Raw genomic sequence first — 14,960 nt, 5'->3', positions numbered from 1 at the left:
CTTGAATTCAGGGGATGCGCCTGATACTTACTCAATATGGAATTAATATTCTGAAAATTTATTATTTTGAATAGTATATTCTATTTGTTGTGTTGGCTGTTAAATTCAAAAATTTCCTTACGTATATTTGGTATGGAATTTATCCACAGAAAATATAGCCGAAGAAGGCGTGAATTTTTATCTGGATATAGAGAATAGATAAAACTGGATATATGAGCAAGGACGCTCTAACTCTTAAGTATTAGCTAGGAATAGAAGTTATTTTTGCGAATGCCATCAAGCGAAAATGTGAAAATTCAAAATGATAAATACGAAATTGAAAACCTTGTTACGGCGTGTAAATCGCTGAAACTAGTAATGTGGGAGTAGGCGAATGAGCCAACAAATTGGGCACTTTATTAATGGACAAAAGATCGCAGGAAAAGGCGGTCGATCAGCCAAGATTCACAACCCTGCTTTGGGGCAGGTTTCTGGTGAAGTGGCATTGGCGTCTGCTGAAGAAGTTCGGGACGCGATTGCTGTAGCCGAAGCCGCGTTACCGGGGTGGGCGGCAACACCACCATTGCGCCGCGCGCGGGTCATGTTCAAGTTCAAAGAGCTTATTGAACAGAACATGGATGAGTTAGCGGCCATGGTTAGCGCTGAGCATGGTAAAGTGATTAGCGATGCTGTGGGGTCAATCACCCGTGGTTTGGAAGTTGTCGAATTTGCGTGTGGTATTCCACATCTTTTGAAAGGTGAGCATAGTGAAAATGTTGGCACTGGTGTCGATAGTCACTCTGCGCGTCAACCCGTTGGTGTTTGTGCGGGGATCACACCGTTCAACTTTCCGGCAATGGTTCCCATGTGGATGTTCCCTATCGCAATCGCTTGCGGTAACACCTTTGTTCTGAAGCCTTCTGAAAAAGATCCATCTTGCCCCTTGCGACTTGCCGAGCTTCTGAAAGAAGCTGGTTTGCCAGATGGTGTTCTCAACGTTGTCAATGGTGATAAGGAAGCTGTTGACACTCTGTTGGAAGACGAGCGTGTTAAAGCGATTAGCTTTGTTGGATCAACTCCGATTGCTGAATATGTATATAAAACAGGTACAGCGAATGGTAAACGGGTTCAGGCTCTTGGTGGTGCAAAGAACCATATGGTTGTGATGCCGGATGCCGACATGGATCAAGCTGTTGATGCGCTCATGGGGGCTGCTTACGGTTCCGCGGGCGAACGTTGTATGGCCATTTCAGTTGCTGTTGCGGTTGGTGATGAAGCTGCGGATACTCTTATTGAGAAGCTGGCGCCTAAAGTTGAAGCTCTTAAAATTGCACATTACGAGGTTGCTGACGCCGAAATGGGGGCATTGATCTCTGCGGAGCATCTGGCAAAGGTCACTGGCTTTGTTGATGCTGGCGTGAATGAAGGCGCGAAACTGGTTGTGGATGGTCGCGGTAAAAAACCGGAAGGCCTTGAAAACGGCTATTTCATCGGTGGGTGTTTGTTCGATAACGTCACATCGGATATGACCATCTACAAAGAAGAGATCTTTGGTCCAGTGTTGGCCGTTGTTCGTGTCGATACCTTTGATGAAGCTGTTAAGTTGGTCAACGATCATGAATACGGAAATGGTACCGCTATCTTTACCCGTGACGGAGATTCCGCGCGCGAATTTTCGCACAAAATCCAAATCGGTATGGTTGGGGTAAATGTGCCAATTCCGGTACCAATGGCATTCCATTCATTTGGCGGCTGGAAAAGATCTCTGTTTGGTGATCATTCCATGCACGGTCCTGAAGGTATTCGTTTCTACACCCGTTTGAAGACGGTCACAACTCGTTGGCCAACGGGCATTCGTAGTGGTGCCGAATTTATGATGCCGACAATGAAATAAATTTCATTCGTATTCGTTAGAAGCCCCGGAACGCCCAATCGTCCGGGGCTTTTTCTATCTGTTGAATCAGGTATGGTTAGGCAGAGTGATGCCCGTTATTGGTTATACAAGAAGTCTATTCATTTTATAGTTTTTAAGGTTCTGTCCCCTGATAGAAACTTCTTGTTCCTCTAGAACTCTGAAACCTTTTCTCTCAAAAAATGGTCGTGCTGTAATGCTGACTTCGGCGAAGATTTCATTCAGGTTGAGGGCCTTGGCTTTTCGCTCTATTTCTTCAATTAGCTTGTGTCCGATACCAAGACCCTGTTTTTGATGGTGGACATAAAAGCAATCGATGTGACCATTGGTTTCAAGTTCTGCAAAACCAACGATGCCGCTATCGTCCTCTGCAACGAAAATAAAATAACCTTTTGTTCTTTCCTGCCAACGATTGAGGTCAAAATTTTCCGGTGCCCACGCATTTATTTGTTCTTGACTATAGTCCTGAATATTTACGTTGTGGACTGTATCGTGAAACAGTTGCAACAGCTCGGCCGCATCTTCTGCCTTATGGGGTCTAATAATCATTACTGAATGCACTCTTTTGAGGAAATTTAATTTATCGCTATTAGCTCACGGGTCTTGATTTTTAGGTACTAATTTTCTGGTATTAACTTTCCGGGGTTCATAATGCCCTTGGGGTCTAACGTGGTTTTTATACTTTTCATTAATTGCATTTCTACTGGTGATTTGTAGTGTTGGTTTTCATCTCGTTTGACACGGCCTATGCCATGTTCAGCTGAAATTGATCCGTTAAAGCTATGTACGATGTCGTGAACAACCCTGTTTACTTCTTCCCAGCGATTCAAATAATCCTGTTTATCCATATCCAGAGGCTGGGATAGATTGTAGTGAATGTTGCCATCACCTAAATGACCAAAGGGATGAGGTCGAATACCTGGGATCATTTTCTGAACGGCTTCATTGGCTGTCTTGATAAAGGCAGGTACGGATGAAACAGGAACAGAAACATCGTGTTTTATGGAGCCACCTTCTGGTCTTTGGCACAGTGTGATGTTTTCCCGTAGTAACCAAAAGCTATCGGATTGCGCTTTGTTTTGCGCCAAGACACCATCCTGTACCCAATTTCTTTCAAAGGCTGTTTCCAAATAACTTTCGAAAAGCTCTTGTAGGTTGGAATGGGTGATCGCGACAGAAGCTTCCATCAGAATGTACCAATCATATCGCCCTGCAATTGGATCAACCACGCCTTGACCATGTTTAAGAGAGAAATCTATACCAATCCGTGGCAATAGCTCGAAAGAGGTCAACGCATCACCGAGCATTGATTGAGCCAGATTGAGTAACGGCAGGGCGTCTTCTAGGTCTTTAAGTGCCAGAATTGCAGTTTGTTGCTCTTTCGGTTTTGGAAACAGTTGAAGAACGGCTGCTGTGATAATCCCGAGTGTACCTTCTGATCCAATGTAGAGCTGTTTCAGGTCATAGCCTGTATTATCCTTTTGCAAGGCCCTAAGGCCATTCCATATTTCACCCGTAGGAGTAACGACTTCTAAGCCTAGCACAAGTTGTCGTGTATTCCCGTAGCGGATGACATTAATGCCGCCGGCATTCGTCGCAATATTCCCGCCAATCTGACAACTGCCTTCTGCGCCTAGGGATAAAGGAAACAGGCGATCATGTTTTGCTGCATATTCTTGTATTGTCTGTAAAATACAGCCGGCTTCGACAATCATGGTGTTATTTACCGGATCAATAGCCCGTATTTTATTCAGGCGGCTGGTGTTAAGTACGATGGCATTGTCACCAACAAAGGGTATGCCGCCACTTACAAGCCCGGTATGGCCGCCTTGAGGAACTATTCCGATATTATGTTCTGCACATAGTTTGACTATGTCTGATACTTCCCCTGCTGTTTTGGGGGTTACAACCAAAGATGTTTCCCCGACAAAACGACCCCGTTGCTCAACCATATAAGGGGCAATGTCATCAAGGTTGGTAATCATCGCCTTGGCGCCGATAGCTGTTTCCAGGTCAGAAAGGAATTCTTTGGGAAGCTTCGGAGAAATATTTTTGTCGGTCATTATTTTGACAGGATTTCTTGTAAGATTGATTGATAAGGGATGGCCTAAGCCTAAATCTCTTTTCTCTGGGGGGCCAGAAATATTCTTTTACCCGTTTGTTTTAACAGATTTTTCTCGAGAGATTCATGATAAAAAATGTTGTTTTCGATTTTGGTGGCGTGCTTATTGATTGGAATTTGCGTTACCTTTACCAACCAGAATTTTCCAGTACAGAAGAAATGGAGCGTTACTTAAGTGATGTCTTTACCTTTGAGGCAAATCACAGGTTGGATGCCGGAGAAAGTTTTTCCAGTGTCATTGGTGAGTTGCAGGGGAAATTTCCTGAATATAAAGAGGCGCTCGCCCTGTTATTGACAAGATGGCCCGATACACTTGGGGATGAAATTACAGGAACGGTTGAAACGCTTGAAAAACTCCATGCTCAACGGACGCCGCTTTATGGTTTAACAAATTGGTCGGAAGAGACATTTCCTCACGCTCAAAAACGCTTTCCCTTTTTACAGTATTTCAAAGGCATAACGGTCTCTGGCACTGTTAAACTGGCAAAACCGGATCCAAGGATTTACCACCGTTTGTTATCTGACTTTTCTTTGAAAGCGGAAGAGTGCGTTTTTATTGATGACCGTGAAGATAATATTATGGTTGCCAAGGATTTGGGGTTCAAAGCGATCCACTTCACAGAACCAGCACTCATGAATAAAGCGTTGCAAGAGTTCGGGGTTTTAAAAGGCTAGATAGATTTAAAGGGTGTATTTATCTGGGGGCAGCCGCGCGTTTTAGTCGATCATTAATTGCAAGGCCCAAACCCGTATCGGGGATTGGCATGACCGCAATGCCTTGGATACCTTGTTTTTGATCCAGCTCGTGAAGAGCTGAAAAAAGATTTGCAGCTGCCTCTAACAAATCGCCTTCTTCACTTAGGTTTAGGCAACATGATGAACCTAACAATGGTTTGTTGCCAAAGGCGAGCAGGGCTTCATCTCCTGCTACTTCTGTAGCGTTTAACCGTAACGGGAGTGTGGGGGCGTAATGGCTTTTCAAAAGGCCGGGGGATTTAAGCGGATTCTGTGTTTGGCATGTATCTTCTGTTGTTGGTGTCTCAGATGAAACTTGTTGCTCTGCTTTGCTTTCCATTAAGGATTTGCCAAGTTGGATGGAGCCTATAACAGTTTCTATCTCTTCCTTGGTAATATTCCCCGGGCGAAGAAGCACGGGAATGTCTCCTGTTAAATCAATGACTGTTGATTCAAGTCCAACTGCGCAAGCTGTGTCTTTGCCATCTAGGATACAGGATACTTTGTTTCCTAATGAATAGGCGACATGTTCCGATTTTGTCGGACTTATCTTGCCGGATGCATTAGCGCTGGGGGCTGCCAGCGGAAGGCCTGATTGCTTGAGTAAAGCATGGGCGATTGAGTGGCCTGGTACACGCACAGCAAGGCTGGGTAAACCAGCAGAACAAAGTTCAGCAATATCGCAGTTTTCTGTTCTGGGTAAAACCAGCGTTAAAGGACCCGGCCAGAAGACTTGGGCAAGCTTTTCCGCCTTTGTATTAAAGACGACCCGTTTTTGGGCCTCTGATAAATCATGGAAGTGAACGATCAAAGGATTGAAGCTTGGTCTGCCCTTTGCTTCGTATATAGATGCGCAGGCTTTTGGGTTTGTTGCATCAGCCCCAAGCCCATAAACAGTCTCTGTTGGGAATGCGACCAGTTCACCCGAACGCAGCAAGTTGCAAGCATTCAACAACCCTGCTTGGTCTGCATTAAAGATATTTGGATATCTGTTTTGGGAAACTGATTCCATCGGATTAAATCTGTTTACGTTTCTTCTGTGGAAAGGTCTTCGTCAGATAAATCAAAACCGGCATCCAGATGTTCGCCTTCGGCAACAAAATACGGATTTCGGAAATTGAATTTTCCATAGGTCAAAGGATCTCCATCCGCATCGCTCAGATGTCCCCCGGCAGCAAGAAGAACAGCATGCGCAGCGGCCGTATCCCATTCCATTGTCGGACCAAAACGCGGATAAAGGTCTGCTCTGCCAGCCGCGATTAAACAAATTTTAAGGGAAGAGCCAGCACCGATTTGTTCGTGGATTTTACGGGTTTTCAAGAAGGCATTTAAGTCGTCGTTATCACCATGGCGTCGGCTAGCGACAACGGTGGCTCCTTCGGCAGGAATTGAACGTACCTGAGCGACAACTGGTTCGTATCCTTCTTCAAAGAAAACACAGATATCTGCAGATACCCAGGTTAATCCTTTTGCAGGGGCATGGACAACGCCTGCAACGGGAATGCCGTTTTCGATCAGGCCGATGTTAACGGTGAATTCACCGTTTTTATTGATAAATTCTTTTGTGCCATCAACAGGATCAACCAGCCAAAATAACCCATTGTCAATTTCAGGCGTTTCGCCTGCGGAGGCAGCTTCTTCTGAAACGACGGGAATATCTGGTGTTACAGTATTCAATGCACCGAGAATAAATGCTTCCGCAGCTTTATCGGCTTCGGTGACGGGGGAGGAGTCATCCTTTTCCTCTACCTCAATTCCGGAAGGCCTGTTGTAAATTTCCATAATGATCTCACCCGCCCGTTGAGCAATCATGAGCAGCGCATTCATCAAATCACGATTGTCGTCGTGAACAGGAATTTCTGTTGGAATTTGCAGCTGGCTCATTGGTTTCTCCTTGGGTGAGCTGTCAATTATAGCTCTGATATATCGTTATCAGTCTCTACAAGATGAAGCTGGTAGCTTATCTGTCTTGCACTGTCTAGAATTTTACATGGATAACTGCGGATCTCTTAGGAAATATCGTCATAAAATTATCTCGTTCAACCTTTCTGTGTCGATATCTTGTTGCAATCGATGGTGCCTAGTGGCATTTCTGCGGCTGATATTTTTACCTTGATGGAGTTTTCTGTGTCCAAAAGCTTATTGATTTCTGGAATGTTCTTGTTACTAGCAGTCACGGGTTGCAATGTTACAAAACCATCAGAGAAAGCTTTGTCTCACCTGTCGACCTCTTATGATGTTGATGAAGTCGGTTACTGTTACGGTCATGGGTGTCAGCACAAGGGACTGGTTTCGTTAAGTGAAGGTCAGTGGCTTGAGATACAGAAGTTATTTAAAGCGAAAGAACTTTCACCTGCCGAAGAACGACAGGCGATAACAGTTGCCATCGGGCGTATAGAAGCAATTGCAGGTCAGCAAAACGGTACTGATAAAGATAAGGCAGGCACCTTTATCAGTGACGTTGGTGATCGACAACTGGATTGCATTGATGAAGCAGTTAATGCCTCTAATTTTATCTCTCTGATCGAGAGAGATGGCCTATTGAAATATCATGCATTGAGAGAGCCGATGTTACGAAGCTGGGTTAACGGTAATATACTTCATGCGACGGCAGTGCTGGAACAGGTCACAGGGAATAATAGTGCTAAATCCAATATGTGGTCTGTCGATAGTTCCTTTTTTAAGAACGGTGAAAAGGCGACTTTATCCCCGCTGGAACAGTGGCAAACGGGCTGGGTGCCAGAGGGTGGCGTGAACTGATTTTCGTTGAACTTTCAATTTGATGCATAATTGAACTAAGTTTCATCTGAAAATTAACGGTACAGAAAGAGTTTATCGGTAAACAGGTGTTAGGCATAAGTATGAATGTCTAACATTGCCGTGTGTTGAATCTGTATTGGAGATGCTTCATGTTGAAGCCAGCCGTGATACTTTTGGCTATTGCCAGCTTTACTTTGTCTGCTTGTGGAAAGCCTTGGGTGAAGCGTGATCAAGAGCCTCAAACGACCCACAGCCAATACAAAGTTCTTACCTGGAATGACTGGAATCTTCTGGGACAGAGATCTTCAACACGCATTGTGTCCGATTTATCTGCAATGCCTGACTTTGGGGTTTCGCCTGTTATAGAGGCCGCGTCGTCTGGTGGGAAAGAGAAGGCGCCGTCGAGCTATTCATCACCTAAACCTTTCTATGTTCAACCTGGCCCGTTTGATATGCCCTTTAGTCGCGCATTTAAACGCATTCTTGAAAATGAACTTCTGGCAAAAGGCGTTCCTGTTGTTTCCTCTCCCAAAGATGCGATCATCGTAAATTATCAAGTACAAAGCTTTTTCTATGATGATAAGGGGTATCGTTTGCCTGCATCGCCTGAATCTGTTTTTGGTCTGGCCACTGCTATTGGTATTCGAGAGTACGGGACTTGGGGATCTTTGAGTACAATTGGTGCTGGATTGGTTGCAACGGAACTCGTTCGTGGATTAATTGATTATGGCGCCGTTACAGATGCTGAATTGGTGTTGACGACATCAGTTGCTCATGGCGCAGAATTGGTTCACCAGAAATCAGAAGTCCTTTATATTCGTCCGGAAGAGCTTTCTTTGTATATGACAAGTTTACCCGCAGACCGCCCAACACGTGCTACGCTCACAAAGCCGGAAGAAAAATTACCTGTGCAAACCATCGCCATTGTGACGCAGTAGGGAGTTATGACTATGAAACATCTTTTTCTGTCGACTGCGCTGATAATTGGATTAGCTGGTTGTTCACCGCAATCTCTTAATGTGTATAGCGAACCCGTTGAAAAACCGAAGACAACTGTTGAATTGTTGCCAGAGGTTTATAGGGCTGCTGATACCTTGGTAATGACATCTAACCAAGTGTTGGATCAGAATGCGTCTGTTCTTGTCTCGTCGATTGTTGATATTGATGCGCTGGAGACCAGTTCAACATTTGGACGTACAGTTGGTGAGCAGCTTTCCGGACGTATTGCACAATTAGGCTATAGTGTTTCAGAGGTTAAAATGCGGGACTCGCTGGCCGTTCGTCCAAGACAAGGTGAGTTGATGCTTTCCCGGGATCTTGCATTTTTGGCTGGTCGTCAAAATGCTCAGGCTGTTTTAACCGGAACTTACTCTATCAGCGAACATAGTGTTTTTGTTAATCTGCGCTTACTTCGCGCCGGGGATGGCCGCGTCCTATCTGCAACCGATTTCCGAATTGAAAAAGATGCTGATATAGCATCTATGTTGCCTAAGAAAACTAATGGCGGATGGGTGCTCGTTCAATAGCAAGATCTGTTCGTTCAAAAACTAAAGCCCTGTGTTAACACAGGGCTTTTTATATTTCAGGATGATCAGAACGACATGAAAATTAGGCACGTTCAATGCGACATGTGAAACAATTGTTTGTGGCTGATCGTGCATGTATGTAGGCAACATTATCTGCTTCGAACATTCTTAATGCTTCTGCTTCAATGTCTAATGATTTGATGGTTTTTCCTGTGCCATAAACAATCCTGTTTTCACTGTTGTATCCCCGAATAAGAGTGATTCCCTGCGATTTTATATTATCTGGTATTTTCCCGTTGCTCTGTTGAGAGGTACAAGCTTTCTTGTGTAGGAAAATAGGGCCGGATTCAGCATATGGTTGTTTTTCTGGGAAGGGGCGATATGCAACCACCAGAACTTCTTCATTCTTTTCGATGCCTTTCAAGCAATGGCGACAAGGAAACCCGTTGCCATCTGAAACCATTGTCTCTGGCTCGTGTCCATTTTCATCCGTACCACCGGATTGAAGGTGTCGTGCACGTTCTGTTGGAATTGCAATAAACTGAATGTTTGTTGTTTTTTCTAACATTGTTACCTCCATAAATTTATAGAGGAATGGGGTAACGGATAAAGGCTCGTTCAGAATATCTGATTCTTGCCCTGTAATTCAATAAAGGGGTAATTCAATAAAGGGGTAATTCAATAAAGGGGTAATTCAATAAAGATAACCCAGAAAAGAAAGAGGCCCCTTAAAATAAGAGGCCTCCTTGTCGTGATAAGCATGAATTACTGTTATTTACACAGCCATTGCAGCTGTTTCTGTTTTCTTGCGATACAAGATAATATCGTCAATAGAGACAACAGGTAGATTGTGTTTTTGCCCGAACTCAATAATTTCGGGCAAGCGGGCCATTGTGCCATCGGGGTTGGTCACTTCACATAGAACCCCGGCTGGCTTCCATCCCGCCATAGCTGATAGGTCACAGGTAGCTTCTGTGTGTCCTTGACGTGTGAGAACTCCGCCAGCCATGGCGCGCAAAGGGAACACATGACCAGGACGGGCCAAGTCGTCAGGTTTACAGTCATCAGCAATTGCGGTTTTGACTGTTGTGACACGGTCGGCTGCGGATACACCGGTGGTGACCCCAACCTTTGCTTCGATGGTAACCGTAAAGCCAGTTCCCATTGACGAGTTGTTGTCCTGTACCATTTGCGGTAAATCAAGACTACGAAGTTTTTCGTCCGTCATACAAAGGCATACGATACCGCTACATTCGCGGATAAGCATTGCCATCTGTTCATTCGTCAGTGTCTCAGCAGCGAAAATGAGATCGCCTTCATTTTCTCTGTCTTCGTTATCAACGACAAGGACACCTTTACCAGCACGCATGAAAGTAAGAGCTTTTTCAACTCTTTCATACGGCGTACCGAACTGCGCCAGCAGAGACTGGTGGCTATTATTATGATCATTTGCGATCTGATTCATGGTTGTCACTCCTAATAAGCGGCGTAACCAGAATCAGGGCGTGTTCAGAAAGGGCGAATGATTAATATCTGCCAGATACACAGCTCGATACAGCTCATCCGCACACGCAGAACAAACAGGCTTACCGCCATGTTTATTCCTGCCTATCCTCTCCCATCCGGACTGTTACCGTCGGCTCTGGAGTTTCACCAGATCTGCTGACCCCTTGGTTTTCGATCCCGAAAGATCTTAAAGCCAAGGGCGCTCGCGGGCTTCTTTCTTCTGCATATTGCGTTCAAAAGTTACCGCCGGTCGGGAATTTCACCCTGCCCTGAGAACAAGCGCCTAATTGCACATACTTAAAAGAATCTTCTTTCAAGTAGGGTAACCCTAGACCAATATCTTTGATCTAGGCAAGTCGGAAACCGCCAACTTTGACAAAATATGCGACTTGTGAAAGCAAGCATTCGCTGGAGCTGTCCAATAAAGAGGGAACTATGGATATCAGGTCTTATCGCCCAGAAGACAGGGCAGGGGTAATCCGTTTATGGGAAGAAGATGATCCCAATCCGTCGCTCTGGAATAAAGCGACGGATATTTTGGATAGTAAAGAAAGCTATCAACCCGGCTTACTCTTTGTTGCAGCAGACGGTGATACGATTGTCGGTTCGACTATGGCCGGGTATGACGGCCGTCGAGGCTGGATATATAGTGTTGTTGTCACACCGAGCCATCGACGGAAAGGTATTGCCAGTAAGTTACTTGCTCTTGCCGAAAAAGCACTTGCTTCTCTCGGATGTACGAAATTGAATTTACAAGTACGCGATGGCAATGAAGGGGCTGTTAAGCTATATCAAAGCCTTGGCTACAGCATTGAACCTCGCGTTAGTATGGGGAAGAGGTTAGGTGATTAAGTTGTTATTTATGGCATTGCCATCAACATCATTTACGACGTTGTCCTCGGGATAAACTCTTTCTCTTCGTCGCGATAGGTTAATATTTCATACCCTTTGGCTGTCACCAGTATCGTGTGTTCGCATTGGGCTGATAAGCGTCGATCTTTTGTCGATACGGTCCAGCCATCAGGATGTTGTCTTATGGCCGCCTTGCCCTGATTGATCATGGGTTCAATTGTAAAGGTCATACCTTCTTTGAGAACAATACCTTCACCTGTATTCCCGTAATGTCTGACTTCTGGCGGTTCATGCATCTCTGCGCCGATACCGTGGCCACAAAATTCTTGTACAACCGAGTAACCGTTCTTTTCGGCCAGGGTTTGGATTGTAAATCCTATATCGCCAAAAGTTTTTCCGGGTTTAACAACCTGTATCGCCTGATACAAACATTCTCGCGTGATATCAATTAGCTTTTGTGCATGAGGCTGGATTTTACCAACAGCAAACATCTTGCTGCTATCACCGTAGTAACCATTTTTCAGAACGGTTAAATCGACGTTGATGATATCGCCTTTTTTCAGCTTTGCAGTTTTTGATGGTATGCCGTGGCATATAACATGATTAACGGATGTATTAACGGCAAAGGGATAGTCGTATTGCCCTTTGCTTCCCGGAGTAGCATTGATTTGATTTTGGATGAAATCGTCACAAAAATCATTGATCTCCATCGTTGAAATCCCTGGCGTGATGATGCTTTCGACTTCTTCCAGGACTTTGGCCGTAAGTGCGCCAGAAACACGCATTTTATCAATCTCAGTTGAGGTTTTAATGACGGGTTGTTGCATTATTTGTCAGTTCCCGTTACCCGGCTATTCGGGGCTTTTTGCGCAGGTGTGTTCTGATTTTCCGGTTGTGTGGATTGCTCCGCTTCTTTGAGGAGCAGTGACAGAATTTCACCGTAATTAAGCCCCGGGTTTCTTTCCGCAAGCATACCAACTTTCATCCAATGTTCTGCCTGAGCATTGATTGATCTGGTCATAGCTTTGCTCGCGACACGAATGTTTTCGTGTATTTCGCTGGATACCTTCACAATTCCCATTTAACGAATCCATATATGTTTTGTATATGAAATGTATATAGAGTGCGATGAAGGTTTTCAAGTGACATCGTTGTTTAGTCAGTCAGCTCACTCTTTGTGCTTAAGGTTATCCTGTATAACAATCTTATTCTTAAGTGTCTTATGTACGGGACATTTTCCGGCTATTTGTAACAAACGTTGACGTTGCTCGTCTGTAAGTTCTTCACCTATTAACGTTATGTTACGGGTAATGAGATCTATTTGCTGTCCTGATTGTTCGCACTCAGCGCTGTCTTGGCAATGTTCCCGAGAGTGAGAAAGCTCAACATCTAGATCTTCCAGCGGCCATTTTTTGTGGTTGGCGTACATTCTAATTGTCATAGAAGTACAGGTGCCCAGTGCTGCCAATAACATTTCATATGGATCTGGTCCCAGATTGCCACCGCCCATTGCCAGGGGCTCATCTGCGAGCCAGTTGTGATGATCTGTTTTTATGTGTCTTAAAAAGGCTTTGTTTTCTTCTTTAACAATGACGTGTCCTTTTTCTGGTGACGGCAGGCTTCCTTTGTGGGAAGGGGAGGTTGATACATAACGTTCTACCCAAGCTGCGATTGTATGACCAACATAGATCGCATCGGCAGCATTGGTTAGTAGATGATCGGCCTGATCAAGCGAAATAAAGCTTCTGGGATGTTTGGCTGCTGTAAAAATCTTACTCGCTTCATCAATGCTGACAGTCGTATCGCGGGGTGAATGAAAAACCAACAGGGCTTTACCCAGGTTACTGATGTGCTCTTTCATATTGTGGTTAGAGATATCGGTGAGGAACTGCTTGGTTATGTTAAAAGTTCGGGCCCCGAGCTTAACGGGGGCTACGCCTTCCTTTTCAATCGTTTCTACCTGATCTGAGAAAAGATGACTTACATGTTCAGGATCACTTGGTGCGCCGATCGTGATTACGGCTTGGGCTTCGGGTATATGGCCCGCAGCAGCAAGAACAGCAGCACCACCCAGACTATGACCTATTAAAAGGCTTGGGGCCTGGTATTGTTCTTTGAGTAATTCGGACGCCGAAACTAAATCTGAGACGTTGGATGAAAAGTTCGTGTTCCCAAAGTCACCGTTGCTGCCACCTAGTCCTGTGAAATCAAACCGGAACACAGCAAATCCTTTTTCGACAAGACTACGGCTAATTCTTGTGGCTGCAGGAATGTCTTTCCCACAAGAAAAACAATGTGCAAAGAGAGCATAACCTAATGGTTTCTGATCAGGTAATTCAAGAGCTCCTGAAAGAGCATTACCTTGAGAGTTTTCAAATGTAAGCTTAAGCCGCTGCATGAGGTCATCCGTCGAACGTTTGTAGATTAATTAACAAGCCCAGTATCTACCAAGCCAAGTATACTATCATGCCCAGCAGAGTATCACGTGATGAGCATTTTTGATTGTAAGCTTTTGGTGAGCAATTGTGATCAGAATAAGGCCAAAAAAATAGCGAAAAAGGGGATATGCTTCTTGTTTGTTGATGCTTTAGTTCTTACGTTATAAAACAAACTTAACTCATTATTATCTGTATGCCGAGGTTCTCATGTTAGCTGTTGTTTCTCCTGCCAAAAAACTAGACGAGAGTGCAGCTAAAACAGATTTTTTAACTTCTCAGCCTGTCTTTGAGGACCAGATACAAGATCTTCTTTCTGTGGCGAAAGATTTAACCCGTGCAGATCTTAGAAATCTGATGGGTATTAGTGAAAATCTGGCAGACTTAAATTATCAGCGCTACCGTCAGTTCTCTTTTCCTTTTACCTTGGATAACGCAAAAGTAGCGGTTGATACCTTCAAGGGTGATACCTATGTTGGCCTGGACGCGGCAAGTCTTAGTAATGATGAATTAAAGTATGCTCAGGATCATCTCCGTATTCTTTCAGGGCTTTACGGATTACTTCGTCCTTTGGATCTCATGCAGCCCTATCGCTTGGAAATGGGAACAAAGCTTCGGAATCCCCACGGTGAAGACTTGTATGATTTTTGGGGTGATAAAATTACAAAAGAACTGAATAAGCAGCTTGCTGACCAAGATGATAAAGTCTTGGTTAATGTTGCTTCTAATGAATACTTTAAAGCTGTTCAGGTCAAAAATTTAGAGGGCACAGTCATCACTCCCGTCTTTAAAGAAATTAAGGATGGTGTAGCCAAAATAATAAGTTTTTCAGCTAAGCGCGCGCGCGGAATGATGGCCCGATACATGATTCAGGAGCAAATAGACAAAGTGGAAGGATTGAAAGATTTTACGGCTGGCGGGTATTCTTATCGGTCTGATCTTTCGAATACATCCGAGTTCGTCTTTACGCGTGAGCACGGCAAAGCGTAAAAGCTTGTTTCCCTAGCTCAGCAATATTTACGACACTAAAAAAGAACAGATCTTAGTGAGCTGTCTGTAGTGTTTGGACTTGCGCTTTAATTACCTTTAGAGCGCCTTTAAATCCGTGCTTTTCAAGCTGATAGGCAATAACA

General features: G+C 44.5%; 16 protein-coding genes and 1 riboswitch. Of the genes, 7 read left to right on the top strand and 9 right to left on the bottom strand.

The window, feature by feature from the left end:
• Positions 1-373: 373 nt before the first annotated feature.
• Positions 374-1,873, top strand: a complete 1,500-nt coding sequence (locus Q0241_RS05760) for a CoA-acylating methylmalonate-semialdehyde dehydrogenase (protein WP_299374488.1) — start codon at positions 374-376, stop codon at positions 1,871-1,873.
• Between the two features lie 102 nt (positions 1,874-1,975).
• On the opposite strand, the gene Q0241_RS05755 is transcribed toward Q0241_RS05760, so the two are convergent.
• Together Q0241_RS05755 and Q0241_RS05750 are read right to left on the bottom strand one after the other, a co-directional pair.
• Complete coding sequence (locus Q0241_RS05755) at positions 1,976-2,440, bottom strand: GNAT family N-acetyltransferase (protein WP_299374485.1); 465 nt, start codon at positions 2,438-2,440, stop codon at positions 1,976-1,978.
• A 68-nt stretch (positions 2,441-2,508) separates the two neighbouring features.
• The gene (locus tag Q0241_RS05750; protein ID WP_299374481.1) at positions 2,509-3,954 is read right to left on the bottom strand and encodes an FAD-binding oxidoreductase; all 1,446 of its coding nucleotides are present in this window, start codon (positions 3,952-3,954) and stop codon (positions 2,509-2,511) included.
• A 125-nt stretch (positions 3,955-4,079) separates the two neighbouring features.
• Between Q0241_RS05750 and Q0241_RS05745 the strand changes: the two genes are divergently transcribed.
• On the top strand, positions 4,080-4,688 hold the full coding sequence (locus Q0241_RS05745; protein WP_299374478.1) for an HAD family phosphatase: 609 nt from the start codon (positions 4,080-4,082) through the stop codon (positions 4,686-4,688).
• Positions 4,689-4,707: 19 nt separating this feature from the next.
• Here the strand turns inward: Q0241_RS05745 and Q0241_RS05740 are convergent, their stop codons facing one another.
• Positions 4,708-5,760, bottom strand: coding sequence for an L-threonylcarbamoyladenylate synthase (locus Q0241_RS05740; RefSeq protein ID WP_299374476.1), 1,053 nt, complete (start codon positions 5,758-5,760; stop codon positions 4,708-4,710).
• Between the two features lie 14 nt (positions 5,761-5,774).
• On the bottom strand, positions 5,775-6,632 hold the full coding sequence (gene cysQ / locus Q0241_RS05735) for a 3'(2'),5'-bisphosphate nucleotidase CysQ (protein ID WP_299374473.1): 858 nt from the start codon (positions 6,630-6,632) through the stop codon (positions 5,775-5,777).
• 243 nt (positions 6,633-6,875) lie between these two features.
• Here cysQ and Q0241_RS05730 point away from each other — a divergent pair, with 243 nt between their 5' ends.
• The 3 genes from Q0241_RS05730 (at position 6,876) to Q0241_RS05720 (ending at position 9,034) form a co-directional block, all read left to right on the top strand.
• A complete protein-coding gene (locus Q0241_RS05730; RefSeq protein ID WP_299374470.1) occupies positions 6,876-7,508 on the top strand; it encodes a hypothetical protein in 633 nt (210 codons plus the stop codon).
• A 149-nt stretch (positions 7,509-7,657) separates the two neighbouring features.
• Positions 7,658-8,446 carry a hypothetical protein gene (locus Q0241_RS05725; RefSeq protein WP_299374466.1) on the top strand — a complete coding sequence of 263 codons (789 nt, stop codon included), beginning with the start codon at positions 7,658-7,660 and terminating at the stop codon, positions 8,444-8,446.
• A 12-nt stretch (positions 8,447-8,458) separates the two neighbouring features.
• Positions 8,459-9,034 (top strand): FlgO family outer membrane protein, encoded by a 576-nt coding sequence (locus Q0241_RS05720; RefSeq protein ID WP_299374463.1) that lies wholly within the window; start codon positions 8,459-8,461, stop codon positions 9,032-9,034.
• Between the two features lie 82 nt (positions 9,035-9,116).
• Here Q0241_RS05720 and Q0241_RS05715 read toward each other — a convergent pair whose 3' ends face one another.
• On the bottom strand, positions 9,117-9,602 hold the full coding sequence (locus Q0241_RS05715; protein ID WP_299374460.1) for a DUF1203 domain-containing protein: 486 nt from the start codon (positions 9,600-9,602) through the stop codon (positions 9,117-9,119).
• 207 nt (positions 9,603-9,809) lie between these two features.
• Entirely contained in the window at positions 9,810-10,499 is a 690-nt protein-coding gene (gene ribB / locus Q0241_RS05710) for a 3,4-dihydroxy-2-butanone-4-phosphate synthase (protein WP_299374457.1), read from the bottom strand.
• A 141-nt stretch (positions 10,500-10,640) separates the two neighbouring features.
• Positions 10,641-10,821, bottom strand: a riboswitch (FMN riboswitch).
• Positions 10,822-10,975: 154 nt separating this feature from the next.
• Between ribB and Q0241_RS05705 the strand changes: the two genes are divergently transcribed.
• Entirely contained in the window at positions 10,976-11,392 is a 417-nt protein-coding gene (locus tag Q0241_RS05705; RefSeq protein WP_299374454.1) for a GNAT family acetyltransferase, read from the top strand.
• 32 nt (positions 11,393-11,424) lie between these two features.
• Here Q0241_RS05705 and map read toward each other — a convergent pair whose 3' ends face one another.
• The 3 genes from map to Q0241_RS05690 all read right to left on the bottom strand — a co-directional run bounded on the left by map (position 11,425) and on the right by Q0241_RS05690 (position 13,790).
• On the bottom strand, positions 11,425-12,219 hold the full coding sequence (gene map / locus Q0241_RS05700) for a type I methionyl aminopeptidase (RefSeq protein ID WP_299374451.1): 795 nt from the start codon (positions 12,217-12,219) through the stop codon (positions 11,425-11,427).
• Positions 12,219-12,473, bottom strand: a complete 255-nt coding sequence (locus Q0241_RS05695) for a ParD-like family protein (RefSeq protein ID WP_299374448.1) — start codon at positions 12,471-12,473, stop codon at positions 12,219-12,221. Before Q0241_RS05695 ends, map begins: the two co-directional genes overlap by 1 nt.
• Before the next feature lie 87 nt (positions 12,474-12,560).
• The gene (locus tag Q0241_RS05690; RefSeq protein ID WP_299374445.1) at positions 12,561-13,790 is read right to left on the bottom strand and encodes a bifunctional alpha/beta hydrolase/OsmC family protein; all 1,230 of its coding nucleotides are present in this window, start codon (positions 13,788-13,790) and stop codon (positions 12,561-12,563) included.
• Positions 13,791-14,037: 247 nt separating this feature from the next.
• On the opposite strand from Q0241_RS05690, the gene yaaA reads away from it, so the two are divergent.
• A complete protein-coding gene (gene yaaA / locus Q0241_RS05685; protein ID WP_299374442.1) occupies positions 14,038-14,817 on the top strand; it encodes a peroxide stress protein YaaA in 780 nt (259 codons plus the stop codon).
• The last annotated feature ends 143 nt before the right edge of the window (positions 14,818-14,960 follow it).

The sequence above is a fragment of the uncultured Kiloniella sp. genome (assembly GCF_937128705.1).
GTDB lineage: Bacteria > Pseudomonadota > Alphaproteobacteria > Kiloniellales > Kiloniellaceae > Kiloniella.
This window is presented reverse-complemented; position numbering and strand designations above follow the sequence as displayed.

Bases quoted from the DNA above. Each gene is read 5' to 3' on its own strand.
- Q0241_RS05760 (WP_299374488.1), top strand. From the start codon at position 374: ATGAGCCAACAAATTGGGCACTTTATTAATGGACAAAAGATCGCAGGA.
- Q0241_RS05755 (WP_299374485.1), bottom strand. From the start codon at position 2,440: ATGATTATTAGACCCCATAAGGCAGAAGATGCGGCCGAGCTGTTGCAA.
- Q0241_RS05750 (WP_299374481.1), bottom strand. From the start codon at position 3,954: ATGACCGACAAAAATATTTCTCCGAAGCTTCCCAAAGAATTCCTTTCT.
- Q0241_RS05745 (WP_299374478.1), top strand. From the start codon at position 4,080: ATGATAAAAAATGTTGTTTTCGATTTTGGTGGCGTGCTTATTGATTGG.
- Q0241_RS05740 (WP_299374476.1), bottom strand. From the start codon at position 5,760: ATGGAATCAGTTTCCCAAAACAGATATCCAAATATCTTTAATGCAGAC.
- cysQ (WP_299374473.1), bottom strand. From the start codon at position 6,632: ATGAGCCAGCTGCAAATTCCAACAGAAATTCCTGTTCACGACGACAAT.
- Q0241_RS05725 (WP_299374466.1), top strand. From the start codon at position 7,658: ATGTTGAAGCCAGCCGTGATACTTTTGGCTATTGCCAGCTTTACTTTG.
- Q0241_RS05720 (WP_299374463.1), top strand. From the start codon at position 8,459: ATGAAACATCTTTTTCTGTCGACTGCGCTGATAATTGGATTAGCTGGT.
- Q0241_RS05715 (WP_299374460.1), bottom strand. From the start codon at position 9,602: ATGTTAGAAAAAACAACAAACATTCAGTTTATTGCAATTCCAACAGAA.
- ribB (WP_299374457.1), bottom strand. From the start codon at position 10,499: ATGAATCAGATCGCAAATGATCATAATAATAGCCACCAGTCTCTGCTG.
- Q0241_RS05705 (WP_299374454.1), top strand. From the start codon at position 10,976: ATGGATATCAGGTCTTATCGCCCAGAAGACAGGGCAGGGGTAATCCGT.
- map (WP_299374451.1), bottom strand. From the start codon at position 12,219: ATGCAACAACCCGTCATTAAAACCTCAACTGAGATTGATAAAATGCGT.
- Q0241_RS05695 (WP_299374448.1), bottom strand. From the start codon at position 12,473: ATGGGAATTGTGAAGGTATCCAGCGAAATACACGAAAACATTCGTGTC.
- Q0241_RS05690 (WP_299374445.1), bottom strand. From the start codon at position 13,790: ATGCAGCGGCTTAAGCTTACATTTGAAAACTCTCAAGGTAATGCTCTT.
- yaaA (WP_299374442.1), top strand. From the start codon at position 14,038: ATGTTAGCTGTTGTTTCTCCTGCCAAAAAACTAGACGAGAGTGCAGCT.